Origin of the sequence: Pseudomonas sp. Bout1 (assembly GCF_034314165.1) — a bacterium.
GTDB lineage: Bacteria > Pseudomonadota > Gammaproteobacteria > Pseudomonadales > Pseudomonadaceae > Aquipseudomonas.
Genome location: NZ_JAVIWK010000001.1, coordinates 517961 through 540073, shown reverse-complemented (window position 1 = coordinate 540073; position 22113 = coordinate 517961). Strand labels below are relative to the sequence as shown.

General features: G+C 61.2%; 18 protein-coding genes. 3 read left to right on the top strand and 15 right to left on the bottom strand.

Annotated elements, in window-relative coordinates:
* The first annotated feature begins 39 nt into the window (after positions 1-39).
* Entirely contained in the window at positions 40-1008 is a 969-nt protein-coding gene (locus tag RGV33_RS02410) for a hypothetical protein (RefSeq protein ID WP_008439131.1), read from the top strand.
* 133 nt (positions 1009-1141) lie between these two features.
* Here the strand turns inward: RGV33_RS02410 and hldE are convergent, their stop codons facing one another.
* Together hldE and msbA are read right to left on the bottom strand one after the other, a co-directional pair.
* On the bottom strand, positions 1142-2563 hold the full coding sequence (gene hldE / locus RGV33_RS02405; protein WP_322142962.1) for a bifunctional D-glycero-beta-D-manno-heptose-7-phosphate kinase/D-glycero-beta-D-manno-heptose 1-phosphate adenylyltransferase HldE: 1422 nt from the start codon (positions 2561-2563) through the stop codon (positions 1142-1144).
* A 156-nt stretch (positions 2564-2719) separates the two neighbouring features.
* Complete coding sequence (gene msbA / locus RGV33_RS02400; protein ID WP_322142961.1) at positions 2720-4525, bottom strand: lipid A export permease/ATP-binding protein MsbA; 1806 nt, start codon at positions 4523-4525, stop codon at positions 2720-2722.
* Between the two features lie 158 nt (positions 4526-4683).
* On the opposite strand from msbA, the gene RGV33_RS02395 reads away from it, so the two are divergent.
* Positions 4684-6573: an O-antigen ligase family protein gene (locus RGV33_RS02395; protein WP_322142960.1), complete on the top strand. Its 1890-nt coding sequence runs from the start codon at positions 4684-4686 to the stop codon at positions 6571-6573.
* A 62-nt stretch (positions 6574-6635) separates the two neighbouring features.
* Here RGV33_RS02395 and RGV33_RS02390 read toward each other — a convergent pair whose 3' ends face one another.
* From RGV33_RS02390 to RGV33_RS02360, 7 genes are all read right to left on the bottom strand, one after another.
* Complete coding sequence (locus RGV33_RS02390; protein WP_322142959.1) at positions 6636-7520, bottom strand: glycosyltransferase; 885 nt, start codon at positions 7518-7520, stop codon at positions 6636-6638.
* Complete coding sequence (locus RGV33_RS02385; RefSeq protein ID WP_322142958.1) at positions 7517-8665, bottom strand: glycosyltransferase family 4 protein; 1149 nt, start codon at positions 8663-8665, stop codon at positions 7517-7519. Before RGV33_RS02385 ends, RGV33_RS02390 begins: the two co-directional genes overlap by 4 nt.
* 86 nt (positions 8666-8751) lie before the next feature.
* Complete coding sequence (locus RGV33_RS02380; protein ID WP_322142957.1) at positions 8752-10158, bottom strand: PIG-L deacetylase family protein; 1407 nt, start codon at positions 10156-10158, stop codon at positions 8752-8754.
* Positions 10155-11051: a GNAT family N-acetyltransferase gene (locus RGV33_RS02375; RefSeq protein WP_322142956.1), complete on the bottom strand. Its 897-nt coding sequence runs from the start codon at positions 11049-11051 to the stop codon at positions 10155-10157. The genes RGV33_RS02380 and RGV33_RS02375 overlap by 4 nt, the downstream gene beginning before the upstream one ends.
* A complete protein-coding gene (locus tag RGV33_RS02370; RefSeq protein WP_322142955.1) occupies positions 11052-12809 on the bottom strand; it encodes a carbamoyltransferase in 1758 nt (585 codons plus the stop codon). It abuts the gene before it with no gap.
* Between the two features lie 154 nt (positions 12810-12963).
* The gene (locus RGV33_RS02365) at positions 12964-13305 is read right to left on the bottom strand and encodes a YceK/YidQ family lipoprotein (RefSeq protein ID WP_416152055.1); all 342 of its coding nucleotides are present in this window, start codon (positions 13303-13305) and stop codon (positions 12964-12966) included.
* Between the two features lie 42 nt (positions 13306-13347).
* Positions 13348-13680, bottom strand: a complete 333-nt coding sequence (locus RGV33_RS02360) for a YceK/YidQ family lipoprotein (RefSeq protein ID WP_322142953.1) — start codon at positions 13678-13680, stop codon at positions 13348-13350.
* Positions 13681-13837: 157 nt separating this feature from the next.
* Here RGV33_RS02360 and RGV33_RS02355 point away from each other — a divergent pair, with 157 nt between their 5' ends.
* A complete protein-coding gene (locus RGV33_RS02355) occupies positions 13838-15925 on the top strand; it encodes a TonB-dependent receptor (protein ID WP_322142952.1) in 2088 nt (695 codons plus the stop codon).
* A gap of 265 nt (positions 15926-16190) precedes the next feature.
* On the opposite strand, the gene RGV33_RS02350 is transcribed toward RGV33_RS02355, so the two are convergent.
* Genes RGV33_RS02350 through waaC form a run of 6 tightly spaced genes read right to left on the bottom strand, consistent with a single transcriptional unit; the run spans position 16191 to position 22113 of the window.
* A complete protein-coding gene (locus RGV33_RS02350; protein ID WP_322142951.1) occupies positions 16191-17645 on the bottom strand; it encodes a lipopolysaccharide kinase InaA family protein in 1455 nt (484 codons plus the stop codon).
* On the bottom strand, positions 17645-18397 hold the full coding sequence (locus RGV33_RS02345; protein ID WP_322142950.1) for a lipopolysaccharide kinase InaA family protein: 753 nt from the start codon (positions 18395-18397) through the stop codon (positions 17645-17647). The genes RGV33_RS02350 and RGV33_RS02345 overlap by 1 nt, the downstream gene beginning before the upstream one ends.
* Positions 18394-19128 (bottom strand): lipopolysaccharide kinase InaA family protein, encoded by a 735-nt coding sequence (locus RGV33_RS02340; RefSeq protein ID WP_322142949.1) that lies wholly within the window; start codon positions 19126-19128, stop codon positions 18394-18396. The genes RGV33_RS02345 and RGV33_RS02340 overlap by 4 nt, the downstream gene beginning before the upstream one ends.
* The gene (gene rfaP, locus RGV33_RS02335; protein WP_322142948.1) at positions 19128-19934 is read right to left on the bottom strand and encodes a lipopolysaccharide core heptose(I) kinase RfaP; all 807 of its coding nucleotides are present in this window, start codon (positions 19932-19934) and stop codon (positions 19128-19130) included. Before rfaP ends, RGV33_RS02340 begins: the two co-directional genes overlap by 1 nt.
* Complete coding sequence (locus RGV33_RS02330) at positions 19931-21055, bottom strand: glycosyltransferase family 4 protein (protein WP_322142947.1); 1125 nt, start codon at positions 21053-21055, stop codon at positions 19931-19933. The genes rfaP and RGV33_RS02330 overlap by 4 nt, the downstream gene beginning before the upstream one ends.
* Positions 21055-22113: a lipopolysaccharide heptosyltransferase I gene (gene waaC / locus RGV33_RS02325; RefSeq protein ID WP_322142946.1), complete on the bottom strand. Its 1059-nt coding sequence runs from the start codon at positions 22111-22113 to the stop codon at positions 21055-21057. Before waaC ends, RGV33_RS02330 begins: the two co-directional genes overlap by 1 nt.

Sequence of the window (22113 nt, the reverse complement as noted above, 5' to 3'; positions counted from 1 at the left end):
CCGCCGACGCGGCCGACCCCGACGCAAGAAGGAGCCGACATGCCGCGAACGCTCATTAGAAAAAACCCGAGTAACTTCAAGACACTGCCGCTGCACGTCGAAGCCACCCCTGAAGGCTTGAGTTACCAGAGTGTCGGCATGCCGCTCAACTTTGCCCAGACCCTGCAGCGGCGTAAGCCGGTGGAGGTCAAGGACACTGAACGTTTTGTGCTGGAACTGGCCAACCTTGGCGTCTCGGTACGCCTGACCCTGCACTGGCAAAATCGCGATTACTGGGTGCTGGTGCGCCAGCGTCGGCAAGACCGCGGCGACGTGGTGCTCAAGCTGATCTCCGGTTATGTGCCGGCCCACGAACTGAACTTGCCGTTGCACACCGCCATCCAGGAAATCGCCGAGGAATGCCTGCTGGAAACCCCGGAAGGCTGGCTGGGCGGGCGCTTCAATGACACCTGGCTGCCAGCGCCCTACTCGTCCGCCCTGCATTACCGCGAAGCGTTGCCGTTTCGTCTCTCGCCGCTGTCCGGAGCCGCGCGGCCGGTGCGCTGCGCCACCATGCAATTGATCGAACGGCCACGCGCCTACGTGCACCTGCCGACGGCTTCGCTGCAACTTATTTATGACTTGCGCCTGGAAGTGCCCAAGGAGGCTAAGTCCCTGAGCCTGTTTCACGTGGACGAACGCCTGGAAGGCGACCAACTGGTGGCCCGCCTGGACCGCCAGCGCCCGGACTTGTACCTGATGCCGCTGAAGGACGGACAGCCGTGTGCAGAGCTGTACACCTTGAAGAAGGATCAGCTGTATCCGGCGAGTACGCGAGGGTTGTATCTGGCAGAGAGTTTTGCCCAGCAAGAAGGCTGGATCGTGCGTGACGAGCGGATCCGCTGGAAAGACTGGCTACGCCAACAAGGGCTGAGTGCGCCGGAGAAAGAGTCAAAGTTGAAACGCTTGACGGGTAAGGCACGGCAGATCTTGCGCAAGATCGTGCCGAAGAAAAAAGCCAACCGGTAACGGGACGTCAGGTCGCGGCGGTCAAATGTGGGAGCGAGCTTGCTCGCGAATGCGGTGTGTCAGTCACTGCATCTGCTAGCTGACCCAGCGCCTTCGCGAGCAAGCCCGCTCCCACACAAGCCCGCTCCCACAATCAGTTATTGCGGATCTTCTCGACAATCGCCGTGGTCGAGCTGTTTTCCACCAGCCCCAACACTTTGACCTTGCCGCCATAAGCGCTGACGATATCGGCACCCACCACTTGGTCGACCGAGTAATCACCGCCCTTGACCAGCACGTCGGGCTTGACCTGGGCCAGCAGGTTCTCGGGAGTCGCCTCGGCAAAGCTGATCACCCAGTCCACCGCGCCCAAACCCGCCAGCACCGCCATACGGCGGTCGACACTGTTGATCGGCCGGCCCGGCCCTTTCAGGCGGCTGACCGACGCATCGTCGTTGACCGCCACGATCAAGCGATCGCCTTGGGCACGCGCCTGCTCCAGGTAGGTCACGTGACCGGCGTGGAGGATGTCGAAACAACCATTGGTGAAAACAATGCTTTCGTTATGGGCCCGGGCATCGTCAATCGCCAGCAGCAATTGCTCAAGGCTCAACACACCACGCTCCGAACCTTCCTCACGCTGGATAGCGCGACGCAGTTCCGGGGCACTGATGGCTGCCGTACCGAGTTTACCGACCACAATGCCTGCCGCCAGGTTGGCCAGGGCCACCGCGTGGGGCAGTTCCTCACCCGCTGCAATCGCCGCGGCCAGGGTGGAAATTACCGTGTCACCGGCGCCGGTTACGTCGAACACTTCACGGGCCCGCGCCGGCAAGTGCATGGCCGGCTGATCGGGACGCAGCAAGGTCATGCCGTGCTCGCCACGGGTCACCAGCAAGGCGCCCAGGTCGAGGTCGGCCATGAGCGTGGCACCCTTGGTCACCAGCTCGTGCTCGTCGGCGCAGCCGCCGACGATGGCTTCAAATTCACTGAGGTTCGGCGTGATCAGGCTGGCGCCCCGATAAATCGAGAAGTCCTTGCCCTTGGGATCTGCCAACACCGGAATGCCCCGGGCCTTGGCGGCCTGGATCAGCACCTGGTGATTTTTCAAGGCGCCTTTGCCGTAGTCAGACAGCACCAGCACCTTGATACCTTCGAGCATTTCGTCAACCTGGGCGCTGAGTGCCTGGGCGTCGGTGGCGAAGGGTTCTTCAAAATCGATACGCAGCAATTGCTGGTGACGACTCATGACCCGCAGCTTGACGATGGTCGGCTGGTGGGGAATACGCTGGAACAGCGCACGCACACCAGCACCGCGCAGGCTGTTGGCCAGGCTGTCGGCAGCCTCGTCGTCGCCGGTCACACCCACCAGGGAAGCCGGGGCGCCGAGGGCGGCAATATTGAGGGCAACGTTGGCAGCGCCACCTGGACGGTCTTCGATTTGCTCGACCTTGACTACCGGTACCGGTGCCTCAGGGGAAATCCGTGAGGTACCGCCATGCCAGTAACGGTCGAGCATGACATCGCCGACCACCAAGACAGGGGCTTGATCGAATCGCGGCATGGACAACTTCATGGAGCAACCCACATACAAAATGAACAGGGGCGCGATATTACCACAGGGTTGTCAAAGGCTTGTGCAATGTAGGGCCCGGCTTGCCGGCGATGCAATCACTGCGGTTTTTCAGTGCAACCGCGATGATGCTATCGCCAGCAAGCCGGCGCCTGCAGATCAGGTGATGTCGGCCGAAACCGGTGCGTCCAGGCCCATGGCGTGCAGGCGGGCGTAGTAACCGTTTTGCGCCAGCAACTCGCCATGGGTACCACGCTCGACGATCCGGCCATCGTCCATCACCAGGATCAGGTCGGCTTTCTCGATAGTCGACAGGCGGTGGGCGATTACCAACGTGGTGCGGCCCTGCATGACCTTGTCCAGGGCCGCCTGGATATGGCGCTCCGACTCGGTGTCCAGCGCCGAGGTAGCCTCGTCGAGGATCAGCAGTGGCGCGTTCTTCAGCAACGCACGAGCAATCGCCAGGCGCTGGCGCTGGCCACCGGACAACAGCACGCCGTTTTCGCCGACCTGGGTATCAAAGCCTTTTGGGAGCTGGTCGATGAAGTCCTTGGCGTAGGCGTCGGCAGCAGCCGCTTCAACCTCCGCCCGAGGGGCGCCTGCGAGGTCACCGTAGGCGATGTTGTTGGTCACGGTATCGCTGAACAAGGTCACGTGCTGGGTAACCTGGGCGATGTGCCGGCGCAGGTTGAGCAAGCGGTAATCTTCGATCTCCACACCATCAAGCAGGATTTCGCCGCTTTCATGATGGTAGAAACGCGGGATCAGGCTGGCCAGTGTCGACTTGCCGCTGCCCGAGCGCCCCACCAGGGCAACCATCTGCCCGGGCTCTGCGGTAAAGGTGATGTCCTTGAGCACATGGCGCTCGGTGCCGGGATAGGTGAAGTTCAGGTTGCGCACTTCCAGGCGACCGCTGACCTTGTCGCGCTCGACGGTGCCGCCATCGACCTCAACCTCTTCGTCCAACTGCTCGAAAATGCTTTCGGCACCGGCTACGCCACGCTGGATGGTCGAGCTGACCTCCGACAATTGACGGATCGGCTTGGGCAGCAGGCCGGCCAGAGTGATGTAGGCCACCATGTCGCCGGCCGACGCGTCACCGCGAAGGTACAGAACCAGGAACATCAACACCGCCATCGCGGTGTAGATCACCAGTTGCAGTGCCGGCGTGTAGATCGCCCCGGTACGGGTCATGCGCAGTTGCTTGTTGGTGTTGCTCAGGCTGGCCTTGAGGAAACGCTTCTGCTCGTAGACCTCGCCACCAAAGCTGCGCACCACGCGGTAGCCCTGGATGGTTTCCGAGGCAACGTGGGTGACATCGCCCATGGCGACCTGGATCTTCTTGCTCTGCTTGCGGAATTTCTTGCTGGCCGTGCTGACCATTACCGCGATCAGCGGCAGGATCGCGATCATCACCAGCGTCAGGCGCCAGTTCATATACAGCAGCGAGGCGAACAGGAAGATCACTGTCATGCCTTCGCGAATCACCACCTTGATCGCATCCGTCGCCGCACCCGTGACCATGGTCACGTTAAAGGTGATGCGGGAAATCAGGTGCCCCGAGTTGTGGTTATCGAAATAGCGATTCGGCAGGGTCAGCAAGTTGTTGAACAGTTGCACCCGCAAGTCATGGACCAGGCCCAGGGAAACCTTGGCCAGCAAGTAGTTGCCCAGGAACGAGCCGAGGCCTTGCCACGCGGCGATCACGATGATCAGCAGCGGTACCGCCTGCAACAGTTGCAGGTCACGCAGCAAAGGCACGCTGGGAAACAGCACCGCCTCTGGGTTGGACAGGCCATCGACAAAATACTTGAGGATGTAGCCCAGCATTGGCTGGGTCGAAGCGAATATCAGAAAGCCGACAATACTCAGCGCAAACAAGCCGGCATAAGGCTTAACGTAGGTGAGCAGGCGGAAGTATATTTTCAAGCTCGAAGGGCTTGCGCTCGGACTGGAGTCGGTCATATCACGCGGCGGTTTTGAAAAAGGAGGCTGACTTTAGCACAGCTTCTCTGTTGTACTTGCACCGGCAAGCCTGCAGCCAGGTTGGATCCAACAAGCGACACTATATAGCCACTACCTTAGTATGCTCGACTTTCTCAGTTCAGGAACGGCTTTCCCGTATGCACTCAAAACGCCTCATCTATAGCTCAAATCGCGTATTCGACTTCCTGTGCCTATGGATTTTGCCGATCGGCCTCTTGCTCCTCTTGAGCGCGCTGTTCTTCGTTTCCAACCGCAATGTGATGCACAAGTTTTATTACGGCCTGTTCAGCGCCCCGACGTTGCTGCTGCTGTGCCTGCGCCCCAGGGAATGGAAGGAGGTCCTGCGTGAACCGCTGGCGATCGCTTTCCTGGTGTTTTCAGCCTGGGCTCTGATCAGCCTGCTCTGGAGCCCGGAAGCCCATCCGGATACCGACCTGTACCGGCGCCCGCTGCATACCTTCATGCTGTTTGCCGGGTGCGGCTTGCTGCTGCACTACCGCAATGACCTGTTCAAGCCCATCTTCTTCAGCGCCGCGGTGATCGCAACCGTCGTCTGCGCGATCAACCTGGTGGCCTTTGCCTCAGGATTCGTGCCTGGAATGCGCATGATCGGAGGCCGTGGCGCCCTCGACAATCCGCTGCTCAGTTCCCACGTATTCGGCTTTTTCTGTGTGTATTGGCTGTATGTCTGCGTCACCACCAAACGCTTGCACGCGCTGTGGTTTAGCGTGCCAGCGCTGGCAATCATGACTGTCGCCGTGCTGGCCACAGGCTCCAGGACACCGTTGGTTGCTCTGGTGCTCGCGGTGCTCTGGATGGGCTTACTCAGCCGAAATCGCCGTTCAGTGCTGATGGTTGCCGGCCTGGTACTGGCAGCCGCCGCACTGTTGCTGTTTTACCCGCACCTGATCACCGAGCGCGGCAGCTCATTCCGTTTTGAAATCTGGCAGATTATCCTGGGGCGGATCGCCGATCACCCATGGATCGGCCACAGCTACGACTCCGACCTTTACGTACTGCCTGCCAACTATCCCTCCGAGCCGCTTCGCGAACCCCACAGCTTCGCCTTGGGCGTGCTTTATTACGTCGGCATCATCGGTTTCATCCCGTGGGCCTTCATGCTCGCCTGGGGTTTGTACAAAGGCCTCAAGGCACGCGCACAACCGCTGTTCATCCTGGCCTCGTCATTGCTGGCGTACGGCATCGGTGCCGGCCTGACCGAAGGCGGTGGCATTCTTTCGCGGCCCAAAGAGCACTGGTTCCTGCTGTGGATCCCGCTGGCGTTGCTCGCCGGCCTGAGCATCGCCCAGCGCCGCCGCAGCCTGCTACGCATGCCGGTGCAAAGTCTGAAACCCCAGGCGTTCGAACAACTGTGCAGCAACGCCCACGTGATCGAGGCCGACGGCCTGGGGCCCAAGGTCCTGCGCCTGGAAGACGGCAGCTTCCTGAAACTGTTCCGCGCCCGGAACTGGTACACCTCAGGTAGCTTCAACCCTTACTCCGAGCGGTTTGCCAGCAACAGCGAGCAATTGCGTGAGCGAGGCGTTCCTTCACCGGCGATCCTTGGCCTCTACGAGCTTCAGGACCACAGCAGCGCCGTGCAGTACCAGCCGCTGCCAGGGCTGACCCTGCGCCAGGCCTTGCAAAGCCTGGACAGCAGCCTGCGCGAATCGCTGATTGAACGCTTCGGCCAGTTCATGGCGCAGTTGCACGAGCGCGGCATCTATTTTCGCTCGCTGCACCTGGGCAACGTGCTGTTGATGGATGACGGCGAGTTCGGCCTGATCGACGTGGCAGACATGCGGCTTTACCCCTCGGCGCTGCGTAACGCCCTGCGCCAGCGCAACCTGCGGCACATGCAACGTTATCCGCAAGACCGCAACTGGCTGTTCGAAACGCATTTTGAGCAGTTGGCCAAGGGCTATGCCTCGGTTGCATCCCCGGCCGCCACGGCGAAAATCCGCGCGCAGGTACTCAGGCTCAAGCGCCCGGCCCCGCAGGAAGCGGGCCCGGCCACGGCAAAGTGATGACTTGACCCCTTGAGACGCTCCCGGGCCATTGCGGTGTAAGCAATGGCCCGGTAGCAGCGCTAGGCAGTGCGCTGAGGCGTCAGGTACAACCGCACCAACCCCCGCAAGGTCTTGCGACCCCAGAACTTCAAGGGAACCTGCTTGAGGATCTCCCGCGCCAGTGGGCGGTCGCGGTCGGCGGTCTTGAGGAACATCGAGTTCAGGAAGTTGAAGCGAACCTGATCATAGGCCGGGTGATCGCTGAACAACGCGTAGGACTTGAGGATGTTCTGAATCATGTAGCGATGATTCTTGTACGTGTTGGTCGAGTGCTGACGATATTGCGCCATCACCTTGTTCAACACGTCGATGGTGTAGCCGGCGTGGGTGATCTTCAGTTCGATCAGCAAGTCTTCCAGGGGGATCTGCGGGTCGAACCCACCTACCTCCTCCAACGCATGCCGGCGAATCATCAGCGTCGGTGCCGGCGGGAAGGGTTTGCGGTCCAGGAACAGGTCGTCGAAATCCAGGCTGCGAAACGGCAGGTCGCGACGTTGCTTCTTTTCCGGATACGGCTTGCCGTCACCATCGATCAGCTCGATGTTACCGGCGCAGATGCCGACCTTGGGCTTGTCTTCCAGATAAGCAACCTGAGCGGCGATACGGTCCGCCAACATGATGTCATCAGAACCCAGTGGCGCGATCAGGCTGCCCTTGGCCCGGGCCACGGCGCCATTTAGGGTCCTGGTCAGGCCCTGGTTCTGCTGCACCTGGAAATCAAAACCGTGTTCGGCCTGCAGACGCTGGATGCGCTCCACGCTGTCATCCTTGGAACCATCGTCCACCACCAGCAGTTCGATGTTCGGGTAGGTCTGGCCGAGCACACTGAGGATGCTCTGTTCGATGTACGGGCCGTGGTTGTACGACGCAATGATCACACTGACCAGGGGTTGTTGCTGACTCATGCTTTACCTACTTCCCGCAGACCGGTTTCGATCAGGTTCAAATACTTGTGCCGGAACTCGTCCAGGGTGTGGTTTGCTTCCAGGTAGCGGAACACTTGCTCGCCCTTGGCGCGCAAGTCTTCGTCACTCAGTGCCAGGTAGGTGTCCAGCGCCGCCGCCAACTGCTCGACATTGCCCGGGTCATGGGACAGGCCGCCTGCCCCCTCTACCAGCGGCAACATTGCCGGGCCGTTAGAGGCAATGACCGGCAGATGCCCGCTCATGCCTTCCAGCAGCGCCAGGCCCAGGCCTTCGAACAGAGAAGGCATGGTCCAAATATCAAAGCCTCGTACGTACTTCATGCCATCTTCACGAAAGCCCAGCAGGTGCGCGCGGCCCGTCAGGCCCAGGCGCTCGATGTCGGCACGCAGGTCGGCTTCGGCGCGGCCGGAGCCGATGATTCCCACCTGAGCCTCAGGGTATTTGTCCTTGAGGGTAGCGAAGGCTTGCAGCAAATGGGTGTGGCCCTTGATCGGCACCAGGCGGCCCAGGGCGCCAATCATCCGCGCATCCAGCGGCAAGCCCAGGGCCTTGCGCGCTTCATCACGCGGCAACTGCAAGGCTTCGGCCTGGGGTATGTCGATCGCGTTGGTGACAAAGGTGGTGTTTTCCCGGGTGAACCCGCAATTGAGGTCTACCAGGTAATCCTTCACCGCTGCCGACACTCCGACAAACCGCCACGCCGGGCTGACCCACTTTTGCGTCTGGCGTCGGCGATACCCACGGGCGTACTCGCCAAAGCCGTGGGAGATGCCGATGCACAGAGGGATCTTCAACCAGCGGTTGAGGGACAGCATCATGTTCACCGACTTGAAGCGGTTACAGATGACCACGTCGAATTTCTGCTCGCGGCAGTACTTGTAGATCTGCCACATGGCGCCGAAACGAATGCCCTTGAGGGACTTTTCCGGCAACTCGAAGTAATGGGAGTGTTCAGCCACGCTCAAGGGCTGGCCGGGCAGCGGACGGCCGCTGAGGAACCCGGATGTGACCTCGAAACGTTCAGCCGGCAAGGCCTTGACGATCTGCTCGCCGAGGTCGGCGAAGTCGTGGGTCTTGACGTTGTAGTCCGGCTGTAACTGCAAAACCTTGAAACGAGGCTTCATAACTCTCCATGCTGCAATCTGGCTGCGGGCACGCAGCCCGGCGAAAAAGGGTCGGCAAGCGCTGCAAGCCTGCCTTCAATAAGGTCTCAGTCCTGCTTTAAAACCCAGAGCAACTCATGACGGCGCACCGCCTTGCGGAAGAACTCATTCTCTCCGTAAGGCGATGGACTACGGCCCGCCAGTAATTGCTGCAACCACCTGCGCACGCGGCGCTTGAACGGCGCGCGCGGCTGCAAGTCGTGCATCATGCCCAGCGCCATGGCCTTGTCCTGCTGCTGGCTCAACGTCAGTGGCAAGCTGCACGGGACCAGCTCAAGCGTGGCGTCGAACCGCGGCGGCAGGGCCACACCCGCACCCGAGTCACCCATGGGCCAGCGGTCGTTATCATGCAAGTGATTGGCATAACCGAGCAACGTACCCGGCTGCCATTCCAGGCCTTGCAGGGCCTGGAGAATCGCGGCGTGCGCGCAGATGTGATCCGGGTGCGGATCCAGCAGCGGCGTTGGCAACACAATCACCTGCGGGCGCGCCTTGAGCAGCAGTGCACGCAGGTCAGCAATCAGGTTGTTCCAGGTCGGCGCGCCGTCCACATCCCCGGGCAAGGCCAGGGTATTGAACTGGCGAAACAGCCGCGTATCGTCCAGCTGTGCTTCCCGGGACACCTGGGGCTGGTCCGGCGCGGCCTGCATCGCCGGAAGTTGCATGCAGAAGTAGCCCAATTGCACGCACTGCGCCTCGGGCACACCCGCCCAACGCGGCACGGTGACGCTGTCCCAGGCACGCAGGCGGCCTTTGATCCGTGCAGCATCGGCCTTGGGCATGCCCATTTGTTGATAATGATCGGCTTCGATTTCGCCCGCCGTAAGGGTGACGATCCAGCTCTCATCGGCCTGGCTGTAAAGGCTGAATGCGGCCAACTCGGCATCATCGGCATGGGGCGCGATCACCATCACACGCTGGCGACGGTAATCCGGCTGGCGGAATACCCATAGCGTCGGCTGCCCCTTGATCCGGCAAAAGCGCCCGCGCAAGCGCAGCTTTCCGCTGGCCAATGCTGCGCCCGCGCCGGTCAGGTTGAGGTAGCGCCGGCCTGCGACACCACGCTCGAAGACTTGCAGGTCCGGCGTATCCAGGCCCAGCAACTCTACCGCAGGGTCCAGAAAGCGTCCGAGCCAGGAACTCTTGAGCTCAATGCCGACGATCAGGGTTTCATCTCCCGCCAAGGGCGTGTCCAACACCAGCCGCCCGGCGTCAAGACGCAGGCCCGCGCACTCGCTGCCCTCGGGAAACGCGTATTCATAGTCGTCTTTAGGCGAGTAGAACAGGTGGTCGGCAAACCAGGCTTCATGCGCGGCCCACAGCACTACCGCAAGGATCAGCGGCAACCACCAGGCCACCAGCACACCGACAGCCACCAGCAACAACAGGCCAACCAACAACGCAATACGCTTGTTGCGTCGATGCTGCTTGAGCAATTGCTGCTTGCGGCTCATACGCTGAACACCGGCACCGGGTTGCACCAGCGCTCCTTGTATTCGCGATCGGAACGCCCAAATGAGAAACGCAGGGGCTTGTCGCTCGCCCGCGCCTGCTCCCAGGCACTTTGGGTATTGAGGAAACTCAGCACGCTGCCGGGACTGAATGCCTTGGTTTCAGGGTCGACACCGCCGTTGACGTACTCGGCACTGACCCACGCCGGCGCCTGCACCTGATACACCAGTTGCACGGCAATCGCGGCGTCATTGAGAAACAGCACCGAGCCGAACAGGAATTCCTTGAGCAGCTCAAGCACCTCAGCCAGACGTTCAGCACCCGCTGCCGGGAAACCCCAGCGCCGCTGGAACAGGTCGCAATAAATCGCTGCCAGTTCGCTGCTGGAAAACTCACTGACCGCCCGCGCCACGCCGCCCGCCTCTTCCAGCAAGCGCAGTTCGCGGCGCTGGTTATAGCGAAACTTTTTCGACAGTTCTTCCGGTGTGCGCGCCATGGCCAACTGCTCGGCCTGGGGCTTGAGGGTGCTCACGCGCCCTTCATTCAGCGCCGACAGATAACGCGCCCGATGGCGCACAGGAAGCTGCGCATCGGCGGCAATCGGCAGGATGATCTCGGCGTTACCCAGATCGAACAGGCCTTTTTTGCCTTTGCGCTTGAGCACGTCCTTGGACAGGGCCAGGTCGCGCCCCCAGGTGGCAATCGCCCCTTTCAGCTCGCCGTCCTGCTCCCAGCCCAGGTAACGCACCGGAATCTGCGCCAGGTGCGCCAGCCGCTCGACGATCTGCGGATGAGTCGCCACGCTACCGCCAAAACGCTGCCAGGCCTGGGCGTAAACCTCGGCCTCGACAGGCGTCCAGCCACGTTCACGCCAGCCCTGGAAGCGGTTCAGCATTTAAACCACAGCGTCATAAGGGTCTACGCCGTCCTTGACCACCAGGATGTCTTCCATGATCAAGTACTGCAGGTCGGAGCCGAAGAACATGTTCAGCGCGTCGGTCGGCGAGCAGATCATCGCTTCGCCACGACGGTTGAGCGAGGTGTTCAGCGACACGCCGTTGCCGGTCAGCACTTCCAGCTCTTTCATCATGTCGTAGTAACGCGGGTTGTATTCGCGCTTGAGCACCTGGGCGCGGGAGGTGCCATCTTCATGGACTACTTCCGGCACGCGGGTTTTCCACTCCTCCGACACTTCAAAAGTGAAGGTCATGAACGGCGCCGGGTGATCGACCTTGATCATCTGCGGGGCCACGGTGTCGAGCATCGACGGGCAGAAAGGCCTCCAGCGCTCGCGGAACTTGATCTGGTGGTTGATGCGGTCAGCCACGCCAGTGGCGCTCGGGCAACCGATGATCGAACGACCGCCCAGGGCGCGCGGACCAAACTCCATGCGGCCCTGGAACCAGGCCACCGGGTTGCCATCGACCATGATCTTGGCGATGCGCTTCGGGGTATTTTCGATCTGGCGCCATACCGGCTTGCTCGCATGCTTGGCACATGCGGCAATCACGTCTTCGTTGCTGTAGGACGGGCCGAGATAGACGTGTTCCATCTTCTCTACCGGCACCCCACGGGCGTGGGACACGTAGGCTGCCGCACCGACCGCCGTACCGGCATCGCCGGACGCCGGCTGCACGAACAGCTCCTTGACGTCGTCACGGGCAATGATCTTCTGGTTCAGCTTGACGTTCAGCGCACAGCCGCCGGCGAAGGCCAGCTTGCCGGTATCTTTGAGAATATCGCCCAGGTAATGGTCGATCATCTGCAACGCCAGCTTCTCGAACAGCGCCTGCATGCTGGCCGCGTAGTGGATGTAAGGCTCGTCGGCGATGTCGCCTTCGCGCTTGGGCCCCAGCCACTCGATCAGTTTCGGCGAGAAGTAGAAACCCTTGCCCTTCTCTTTGTAGCGGCGCAGGCCGATGACGTTGGCGTAGTCGGTGTTGATCACCAACTCGCCGTTTTCGAAGGAGGCCAAACGCGAGAAATCGTACTTGCTGGCATCGCCATACGGCGCCATGCCCATGACCTTGAACTCACCGTCGAGCATCTCGAAACCGAGGAACTCGGTGATTGCACCGTACAGGCCGCCCAGGGAGTCCGGGTCGTAGAATTCCTTGATCTTGTGGATCTTGCCGTTTTCACCGTAGCCGAAGAACGTGGTGGCGTACTCACCCTTGCCGTCGATCCCCAGGATCGCGGTCTTCTCCTGGAAGCCCGAGCAGTGATAGGCACTGGAAGCGTGGGCCAGGTGGTGTTCAACCGGTTCGATCTTGATTTTCTTCGGATCGAAACCCAACTGCTCCAGGCACCAGACGATCTTGTTGCGATAGCGCTTGTAGCGACGGTTGCCCATCAGAATCGCGTCGAGGGCGCGGTCCGGGGCATACCAGTAACGCTTGGCATAGTGCCAGCGGGCCTCGCCGAACAGGCTGATGGGGGCGAACGGAATCGCTACCACGTCAACGTCGGAAGGCTTGATACCGGCTTGTTCCAGGCAGAACTTCGCCGACTCGTAGGGCATGCGGTTCTTTGCATGTTTGTCGCGTACGAAGCGCTCTTCTTCGGCGGCCGCGATCAGCTTGCCGTCGATATACAAGGCTGCGGAAGGATCATGGCTAAGGGCGCCGGACAGGCCAAGAATCGTCAATGCCACAGGGGTCTAGCCTCTTTTAGTCTGCATGCAGGCGCGTCACGCCTGAAAAAAGTGTGCTCCTCGCCGGGGCAAGAAACAGCTAAAGGGCGAGATTATAGCGTAAACACGCGGCCGGATGATCTAGGGATTGTGGCGACCGGTTGTCACTGCGAGGCTAGCGGAAGATCTCGATACTGCCGTCCTTGTTCTGGCGGTAGACGGTGTAGGGCAGCACGAGGGTGTCGAGCAAGCCGGAGCCCACAAGTTCGGCGGCGAAGATCGGCAAGGAGCCGGAGGCATCGCGCGTGTGCTCCTTGGTGGTGTCGGGGGCGCCGTTCAATGTGCAAAAACCGTAGATCACCCCACTGTAGATACGCGGCACGTTTTCACAATAACTGCGCGATTCCTTGAGGTTCTGGCTGGCAACCGCGTCCGGGCGAAAGACGGTGTTGATCGTGCCGCAACCCGCAACGGATACCAGAAGCACGGCGAGAAGGACGTTGGTTGCGAGACTCATGGACAACTCCATTTGGCATAAGTGTGGGCATTCACCCAATGCTCATGCACCGGGTCGCCAGTAAATACTGATGTTGCCGTCAGTACTTTGCCTATAGACCGTATAAGGCAGCACCACTGTATCAACAATGCCCGAAACCGTTATATCCAACAGAACGAACGGCACCAGTATGCCGGTGGGATCCGGCGCGGCATGCAACAGGCAAAAATCAAAGGCGACACCACTGTAGACACGAGGAATGGACTGGCAGTAGGTTTTTTGCTTCCTGAGCTCACGTGCTGCTGCCGCGTCTTCGCGCACGACAGTATTGAGCGACCCGCAGCCGCTCACTGTCACTAAAGCGATGCCAAGTGCAGCCGTCAGTCTTAGTGTCATGGCGAGCCCTCTGAATGGTCAGCAACGCTAACATCGGCCCCGTTGGCGACCCAGCCCCCATGCACCGCTGGGCCATGTAGGAGGATTCCGAAATGGTAAAAGCTGACCGAATCGTTAAACTCGCGCACTTTTGTGCGTCATGGATGTTGGTTTACTCATGAAAGTTGTTGCTCCCACCCGCTTCGCCCTGTTGCTCCCCGGCCTGTTCGGCCTGTGTACCGCCACCCAGGCCGACGAAGCACCGCTGGTGCTCGACCCCAGCGTGGTCACTGGTTCGCGCAGCGCCAGCCCGTCATTTGACCTGCCTTACTCGGTGGACAGCATCAGCCGCGAGCAAATCAGCGACGGCCAACTGGGCATCAACGCCTCCGAAGCGCTGTCTCGGGTCCCGGGGCTGGTGGTTCAGAATCGCCAGAACTATGCCCAGGACTTGCAGATTTCATCCCGCGGCTTCGGCGCACGTTCAGCGTTTGGTGTACGCGGCATCAAGCTGATAGCCGACGGCATCCCCGCCAGCACCCCGGACGGCCAGGGCCAGGCAGCGACGTTCAACCTCGACACCGCCGAGCGCATCGAAGTCCTGCGCGGCCCGGCTGCGACGCTGTATGGCAGCAATGCGGGCGGCGTGATCCAGATGTTTTCCCGCAATGGCGAAGGCCCGCCGCGCATCGGCGCCGAGACGCTGGTGGGCAGTGACGGCTTGAGCAAAAACCACCTGACCGCGGAGGGCGCGGCAAACGGCGCAGGCTTCGTGCTGGACGCCTCGCGCATGGACACCGATGGCTATCGTGACCATAGCAGCGCCCGCCGCGACCAGACCTTTGCCAAGCTCAACTTCGAGCCGGACGAGGACAGCAAACTCGCGCTGATCTACAGCAGCCTGGAGCAAAACGGCACCCAGGACCCACTGGGCCAGGCGTGGGATGCGTACAAGGCCGACCCGCGCTCGGTCAGCAGCGCCGCCGAGATTTACAACACCCGCAAAAGCATCGACCACCAACAAGTGGGGATGAATTACGAGCGGTACTTTGGCGATGCCACGCTGCAGGTGAATGGCTATACCGGGCGGCGGAGTGTGATTCAGTATTTGTCGATTCCCGGCGGCACAGCGCCAGACAAGCGCGGCGGCGTTGTGGACTTTGACCGGAAGTTCTATGGAGGCTCAGTCCATTGGCTACAGCCTGTGTCGAGTGCACCGGGCGACCTAACCGTTATTACCGGCCTTGATTACGACCGCAGCCAGGACGACCGCCAAGGCTATTCCAACACGCTCAACGGCGAACACGGTGTGAAAGGTGCCCTGGGCCGTGACGAAATCGACACCGCTACCAGCCTCGACCCATTCGTCCAGGCCAACTGGCTGCTGGGCGACTGGACGCTGCAAGCAGGGCTGCGCCACAGCACCATGAAAATGGACGTGGACGACCACTTCCTGAGCGACGGCAACGACAGCGGCAACAAGACTTACCAGAAGAACACGCCATCGGTCAGCGTGATGTACGCCTTCACACCCGACCTCCATGGCTACGTAAGCGCCGGCAAGGGCTTTGAAACACCAACCCAGGCAGAGTCGGCCTACTCGACGACATCCAATGGCTTCAACTTTGCCCTCAAACCGTCGGTCAGCAAGCAATTTGAAGTTGGACTGAAGGCGCGACTGGGTCAGGATACGCGCGTCAATGCGGCTCTGTTCCAAATTACCACCGAGGATGAATTGGTGGTCCTGTCATCCAAAGACGGACGCACCACTTACCAAAACGCCGGCCGCACCCTGCGCCGCGGCTTCGAACTGGGCATCGAAAGCCAGCTCAACGAGCAATGGAGTACCAACGTCGCCTACACCCGCCTGCAAGCCACCTACGACAGCGACTTCATCGGCGGCGGCAAACCCGTGGACAAGGGCAACTACCTGCCCGGCGTCCCGCAAACCACGCTGTTCGCCGAGCTCAACTGGAAACCCCGGGACTGGGTCAGCACCGCCCTGGAAGGCATGTACCGCAGCAAGGTCTACGTCGAAGACACCAACCAGCAACACGCGGCACCGGGCTACAGCGTATTCAATTGGCGCGCACGGTTTGAACAGAAGGTGGAGCACTGGACGTTTCACCAGACCTTGCGCCTGGATAACCTGCTCGATCGCCAGTACGTAGGGTCAGTGATTGTCGGGGACGGGAACGCTCGGTATTACGAGGCGGCGCCGGGCCGCTCGTGGTATGCAGGGGCCGGCGCCGAGTACAGCTTTTAAGCTCAGAAACGCAGGTTTCCAGTCTGTCGCGTACCTTTGCGACTCGTCGGTTGCTGCCTGTTCAGGTCGGTGCGGCTGACATCGGTATCGGGGGCCGGTGCCACGACAGGCTGCGGCTCGAGGGCGGCCTCGCGTTTCGGGCGACTGTGGGTCGGGGCAACAACGTGATGGCTGACGCCAACAGGGGTATTCAAGCGCATGGGTAGATCTCCAAATGAACCTATGAGTCGTTGGAAGCCTACCGCGCGTCATCAGCCCAACCCGACTAACTATTTACCCCACTCACCGCCCTTGGCAGCCGCTGGTCAATCACTTGATACAACGCACTGCTCTCGGGCCAGTTGCGCATGAACCGCGCCCGGTCCTTGGCATAGGCCGGGGCGAAGCTGCTCAAGGAGCCGTGCTGGCACATCGAATCCAGGTCGATCAGCGCCCAGCGGTCCTCATGCCAGAACAGGTTATGCCCCTTGAAATCCCCATGACTGATGCGCTCGCGAATCAGCTCTGCAAACAGGTAATCAAGGGCCAGCAACTCAGCCTCGGGCGCCTCGCCGCTTTCAACATACGGCGCAAACCGCTCGATGATATCCGGCCCAGGCAAGTACTCGGTCACCAGGTAAGCCCGGCTGCGCAGCCACAGGAAGCGTTTTTCCAGCAAGGCCAGCGGCTTGGGCGTGGCGATGCCCAGGAACGCCAGGCGATTGCCTTCACGCCACGAATGCCAGGCCCGGCTCGGCCGCCAGAAGCGCTTGAGCCAATGGGCGAAACCCTTGACGTTGTAGCGCTTGATCACCAGCGGCCGACCGGCCACCTCGACCTTGGCGACGCTGGCAGCCCCGCCGGTTTTGTACAGGTGGCCCTGGTCGAGCAACGCGTCAGCCTGTTCCAGCACTGGCAGCATCGCGGCCTCTTCCTCGCGACGAATCGCGCGCAGGGCAAACGGCCCACGTATCACGCTGAACAGCGTGCACTCACGGCCCACCTTGCCCAGGAAGTCTTTCAAACGCCAGACGCTGACTTTGCGCACCTGCTTTTGCAATGCTTCCAGCGGCAGCGCGTGCTCACCGTTGGCCAGCAGGTAATGCACCAGTAACTCTTCGGTAAACGGCTCGAGGTTCTTCGGCAGTTGCGCGAAAAACACCCCGAGGTTTTCCAGCACGCGGTTGCGCGACAGCGGCTTGCCCGCCTCCTCAACACAGATCCCGGCACCATCGATCAAATACAATTTGCCGCCCTGACGCAGCAGGTTGTCCAGGTGCAGGTCTTCCTGCCACAGGCCCTTGGCATGCATCAGTGCAATCGCGCCCAGCGCTTCGGCGAGCACCGCTTCTTGCTCGGCGGCCAGCGGTGGCAAGCCTTCAACGGCGTGCCAGGCATCTGCCAGGCTGTCGGCGCCGTCGAGGAACTCGAACAGCAACCAGCCGCCCTCACCCTCTTGCAGACCATCGGCCAGCAACAGCGGGGTGGTCAGGCCTTGTTCGGCCAACAACCGCACGCCCTTGAGTTCACGCTGAAAATGCCGCGCCGCCTTGCTGCCTACCAGCAGCTTGGCCAGCACCGGACGACCGCGCCATACAGCTGCGCCAACATAGCGCTGGCCGGGCAATACCCGCAGCAGGCTGAACAACTGCAACTGCCCCGGACCGGCAGCGTCCATTAACTCGATGCTCAAGGGCAGGCTTGGCGTACGGCCGGCTTTTTTCAGTTCGGACAAACGCATCAGCGCTTCTCCTTGTGACTGCGCCGGGCGACCAGGCGCTGGTGCCAAGTGGCAACCAATGCGCCGTCTTCAGGCTGCTCCAGGTACGCCGCCAACAGTTGGCGAACCTGATCGTCCGACCACTGCGGCGCACGGCGCAACAGCGGTTCCAGGTCCTTGACCCGGTCACGCCAGCCGAACAACAGCGGGCGGGTTTTCTCCAGGTCGATCAACTGCGCCGCATAACCGTCGCCGCGGGCCTGCAGGAAAATATGCTTGGGGTAAAAACAGCCATGCACCTGGCCCACGCTGTGCAACTGACGAGCAAGCTGACCACAGGCCAGCAGGATCGCCCGCTGCTGTGGGTCGCTCAACTCAGACCACTGCTCCAGCAACGAATCCAGGTCATTCCAGCCGTCCAGCGCCCGGGTCAGCAGCATCGCACGATGCTCGCCGGCCACTTTGCGCTCACCAAAAAACGCCGCCTGCAACGCCGGAATACCCAGCTGCCGATAGCGGCTGATATTACGAAACTCGCGGGCAAAACTCGGCTCGCCAAACGGGCGGTGCAAGGTGCGCGTCAGGTAGTTGCTCTGGCGCTTGAGGTAGTAGCCCTGGCCTTCCAGCTCGAGGCGAAACACGCTGCTCCAGCCGCCGCGACTGGTGTTGGGCTCGTCCACTGCATCCAGTTGCTTGGCCCACAGCGCGTCGAAGGTGCCCAGGCCGTTGCGCTCAAGCAATGCTCGATCTTCGGCCGCCAGGAAATCACTCATTCTCGCCCCTCGAAAAACTTCACCACGTGGCGAATTCGCTGTTTGTCCGACGCGCTCAGATGCTTGCGCTGACGGTACTGCATGTAGAAACGCAGGCGCTGTGTGGCCGACAGGTGATACTTGGCCACCTTGTCGAGGCAGGCCAGATCCTTGGTGATGCGGTATTTAAGCCAGAACCCGCGCCAGAAATCGCCGTTGGGGCAATCGATCAGGTACAGGTTTTGCTGGTCGTCGACCAGCAAGTTGCGCCATTTCAAATCGTTGTGGGTAAACCGATGCTCGTGCATGGTGCGCGTGTATTCAGCGAGCTGGCGGCTGATGTTGTTGACCCACACCGGGTCAGACAGTCGCGGGTCGTTGCGTTCAGCCAGCACCGACAGGTCTTCGGTCTTGGGCAGCTCACGGGTGATCATCGCCCCACGATCATAAGCCAGGCCCTTGCGTTCAAGGCCCCAGGCGATCACGTCGGCCGTGGGGATGCCCCACTTGGCGAAACGCTTGAGGTTCTGCCATTCGGACTTGACCCGAGGCTTGCCCAGGTAGCGGCGCAAACCCTTGCCGGCACCGACGTAACGCTTGACGTAATAATTGACCCCGCCGCGCTCCACACGGATCACTTCAGACAGCGGGTCACGGGTCAGCCGCTCGCCTTGCAGGGCGAATACCGCGTCCAGGCTACCGAAGTCATCCGCCAGGGCGGCGTAAGCGGGTTCCAGGTTCCAACCCGCCATCAGAGCGCATCCCCATAACGTTGCTTGCGGTCGTAAAGCTTGGCCGCCTTGTGCTCCAGCCAGCCCAGCAAGGCGGCTTCTTCAGCAAGAATCTGGCGCAATGGCTGCTGGAAGTAGCCCTTGAGAAAGCGCAATTTGTCGCGCCGGGTCAAACCGATGTCCAGCGCCGAGAAGTACAGCGCGGCCAGGTCTTTGTTGCGCCAGCGCAACGGAATCTTCGAGCGCACGTGGGCACGGTGCAGGTCGATTACCGACAGCTTGAAGTCATCGGCCACCAGCGGCTTGTCGGTGTGCAGCAGGAAATGGCAGATGTAGCAGTCGCGATGGTTAACCCCGGCGCGGTGCATCATGCCGGTCATGCGCGCCACTTCGGCGATCAATGCGTGCTTGATAACCGGCACGGGTGGCTGCTTGACCCAGTCCATGCTCAGGTCTTCAAGGCTGACGGTCGGCGCCAGTTCCTCAGTGACGATAAACGAGTGCTGGTCCGCCGGGTTGCTGCCCTTTTCGCCGTAAGCCACGGCCGTCATGGTAGGCACGCCCACTTCCTGCAAGCGCTGGATCGCCAGCCATTCCTGGCCTGCGCCCAACACCGGCAACTTGGCAGTGATCAGGTTCTTGAGGATCTCGGCCCAGCCGATCCCCCGGTGGATTTTCACGAAAAAGCCGTGGCCGTCGACTTCCGTACGCAAGGTACGGCGGGCATCCAGTTCACGGTACACCTGGCCATCCAGCTTCTCGACTTCGGCGAACGCATCGCGCCCGGCCCACAGGGTCTTGAACGGTTCGGCAAGAATCAACTTCATCGGTTTGGCTCCGCCAGAATCAGGTCCGCAGCGTACTGCGGCATGCTATAGAGGTCGGCCGTCTCAGCGAAGGCCAGACCATTGCGGCTCCAGGCCGCGCGCGCTTGTGGATCGTCGAGCATGTCCACCAGGTACTGGTTGAGTTGGGCCTGCTCGAACGGTTCGTCCAACACCCGGCCACTTTGGGCCTCATTGATGTAAAACGCGTAACCGCAGACCTTGCTCACCAGCACCGGGAGGCCGGCGACCACCGCTTCGATCAGCACATTGCCGGCCGCCTCGTTGTAGGCAGGGTGAATCAACAGGTCGGCCCCCAGCAGAAAACGCGGGATATCGCTGCGCCCCTGGAAGAACTGCACCGGGTCGCCCAGCCCCAATGCGGCACTCTGCAACTGGAATACTTTGGGGTCGTCCTGGCCAATTACAAATAGCCGGGTACGTTTCTTCAAGTTCGATGGCAGTGCGGCCACGGCCTTCAGGCTGCGGTCGACGCCCTTGGTCTTGAAGCCCGAGCCGATCTGCACCAATAGCAGATCGTCGTCGGCCAGGCCGAATTCGCGACGAAACTCGGCGCGAATCTCGGCAGCATTGGGCGGCGCGCGACGGTCGCGGGCAATGCCCGGCGGCAGCAGGTGAAAGCGCGCAGGCTCGGTGCCGTAATACTGGGTAAACAACGGCTGCTGCTGCCGGGAGATCGTCAGGATTTTGGTCTTGGCGCCCTTGTCGAACACCGCCCGCTCGTACTCGGCAAAATGCCGATAACGGCCGAACCAGCGGTACATCGGGTTGCGCAGGTTTTGCGCCTTGTCTTCGAACACGCCGTCGGCGGCAAAGTACACGTCCAGCCCCGGCATTTTGTTGAAGCCCACCACCCGATCAACCGGACGTTTGGCCAGGTCGGCCTGGATCCAGGCATAGAGTTTTTCATTGCGCCGGTGATTGAACAGCGCCTTGACCGGCGCCACCAGCACTTCAAAGCCCGGCGGCACATCCCCTTCCCAAATCAGGGTGTAGACGCGAATTTGGTGGCCGCGCTGTTGGCACTCCAGGGCAATGCGCATGAAGTCACGCTGCAGGCCACCAAAGGGGAAGTATTTGTAGAGGACAAAAGCCAGTTGCATCAGTGTTCCCCAGCCAATAACAACGTGCTTAATCGCGTTGCGACACGCTCAGGGTTCAGGCGAGTGAAACACAGTGGCCACTCACGCTTGAGATCAAACCGGCGCTGGTCTTCGGCGGTCGGTTGATAGGTGCATTTCTTTTGCAGGCACGGTGCACACGGGAAGTCGCTGGCCAGGTGGATCTGCGCCTTGCCGTAGGCGCCCGTCAGGCCGGGATTGGTCGGGCCGAACAACGAAATCGTCGGCACATCCAGCGCTGCTGCCAGGTGGCCGAGGCCGGTGTCTACCGCGACACACGCCTTGGCACTGGCCAGCACCCGAGCCACGCCCGCCAGGTTCAGCTTGGGCAGCACTTCGGCATTTTTCAGGCCTTTGGCCAGGCGTTCCGCTCGGGCCTTTTCGGTGGCATTGCCCCATGGCAATTTCACGTCCACGCCAAAGCGGTCCATGCGTTCGGCCAGGTCACGCCAGTAGGCTTCCGGCCAGTGCTTGGTGTCCCAGGTGGTGCCGTGCAGCAACAGCACAAACGGTTTTTTCGGCGGCAGGCCCAGCAGCTTGTCGACGCTGAGGCCGTAATCGCCCAGGCCTTTTGGCAGGTCATAACCGAGGGCGACGGCAAACAACTGGCGCAACCGCTCCACCGCATGCTGCCCACGGGCCACGGCCAGGCGCCGGGAATAGAAATGCGCGGCCAACGGCTCACGAGCCGACTGCTTGTCGAAGCCGGCCACCGGAGCACGCACGTAGCGGGTCAGCCAGGCACTTTTCAGCAAGCCCTGGGCGTCGATTACCAAGTCATATTTGGTCGACTGCACGCTCTTTTTGAAGCGCCGCCATTCGCCGCTCTTGAAGGTCTGCCAGAGGTTCTTGCGCCAGCGGCGAATCGCCACCGGGATCACCTTGTCCACCGCCGGGTGCCAGGTGGGAATTTCGGCGAAGCCTTCTTCCACCACCCAGTCGAAACGGATGCCCGGGATCGCCCGCGCCGCGTCGGTCAACGCCGGCAAGGCATGAATCACATCGCCCAGGGATGAGGTCTTGATTACCAGAACCCGCAA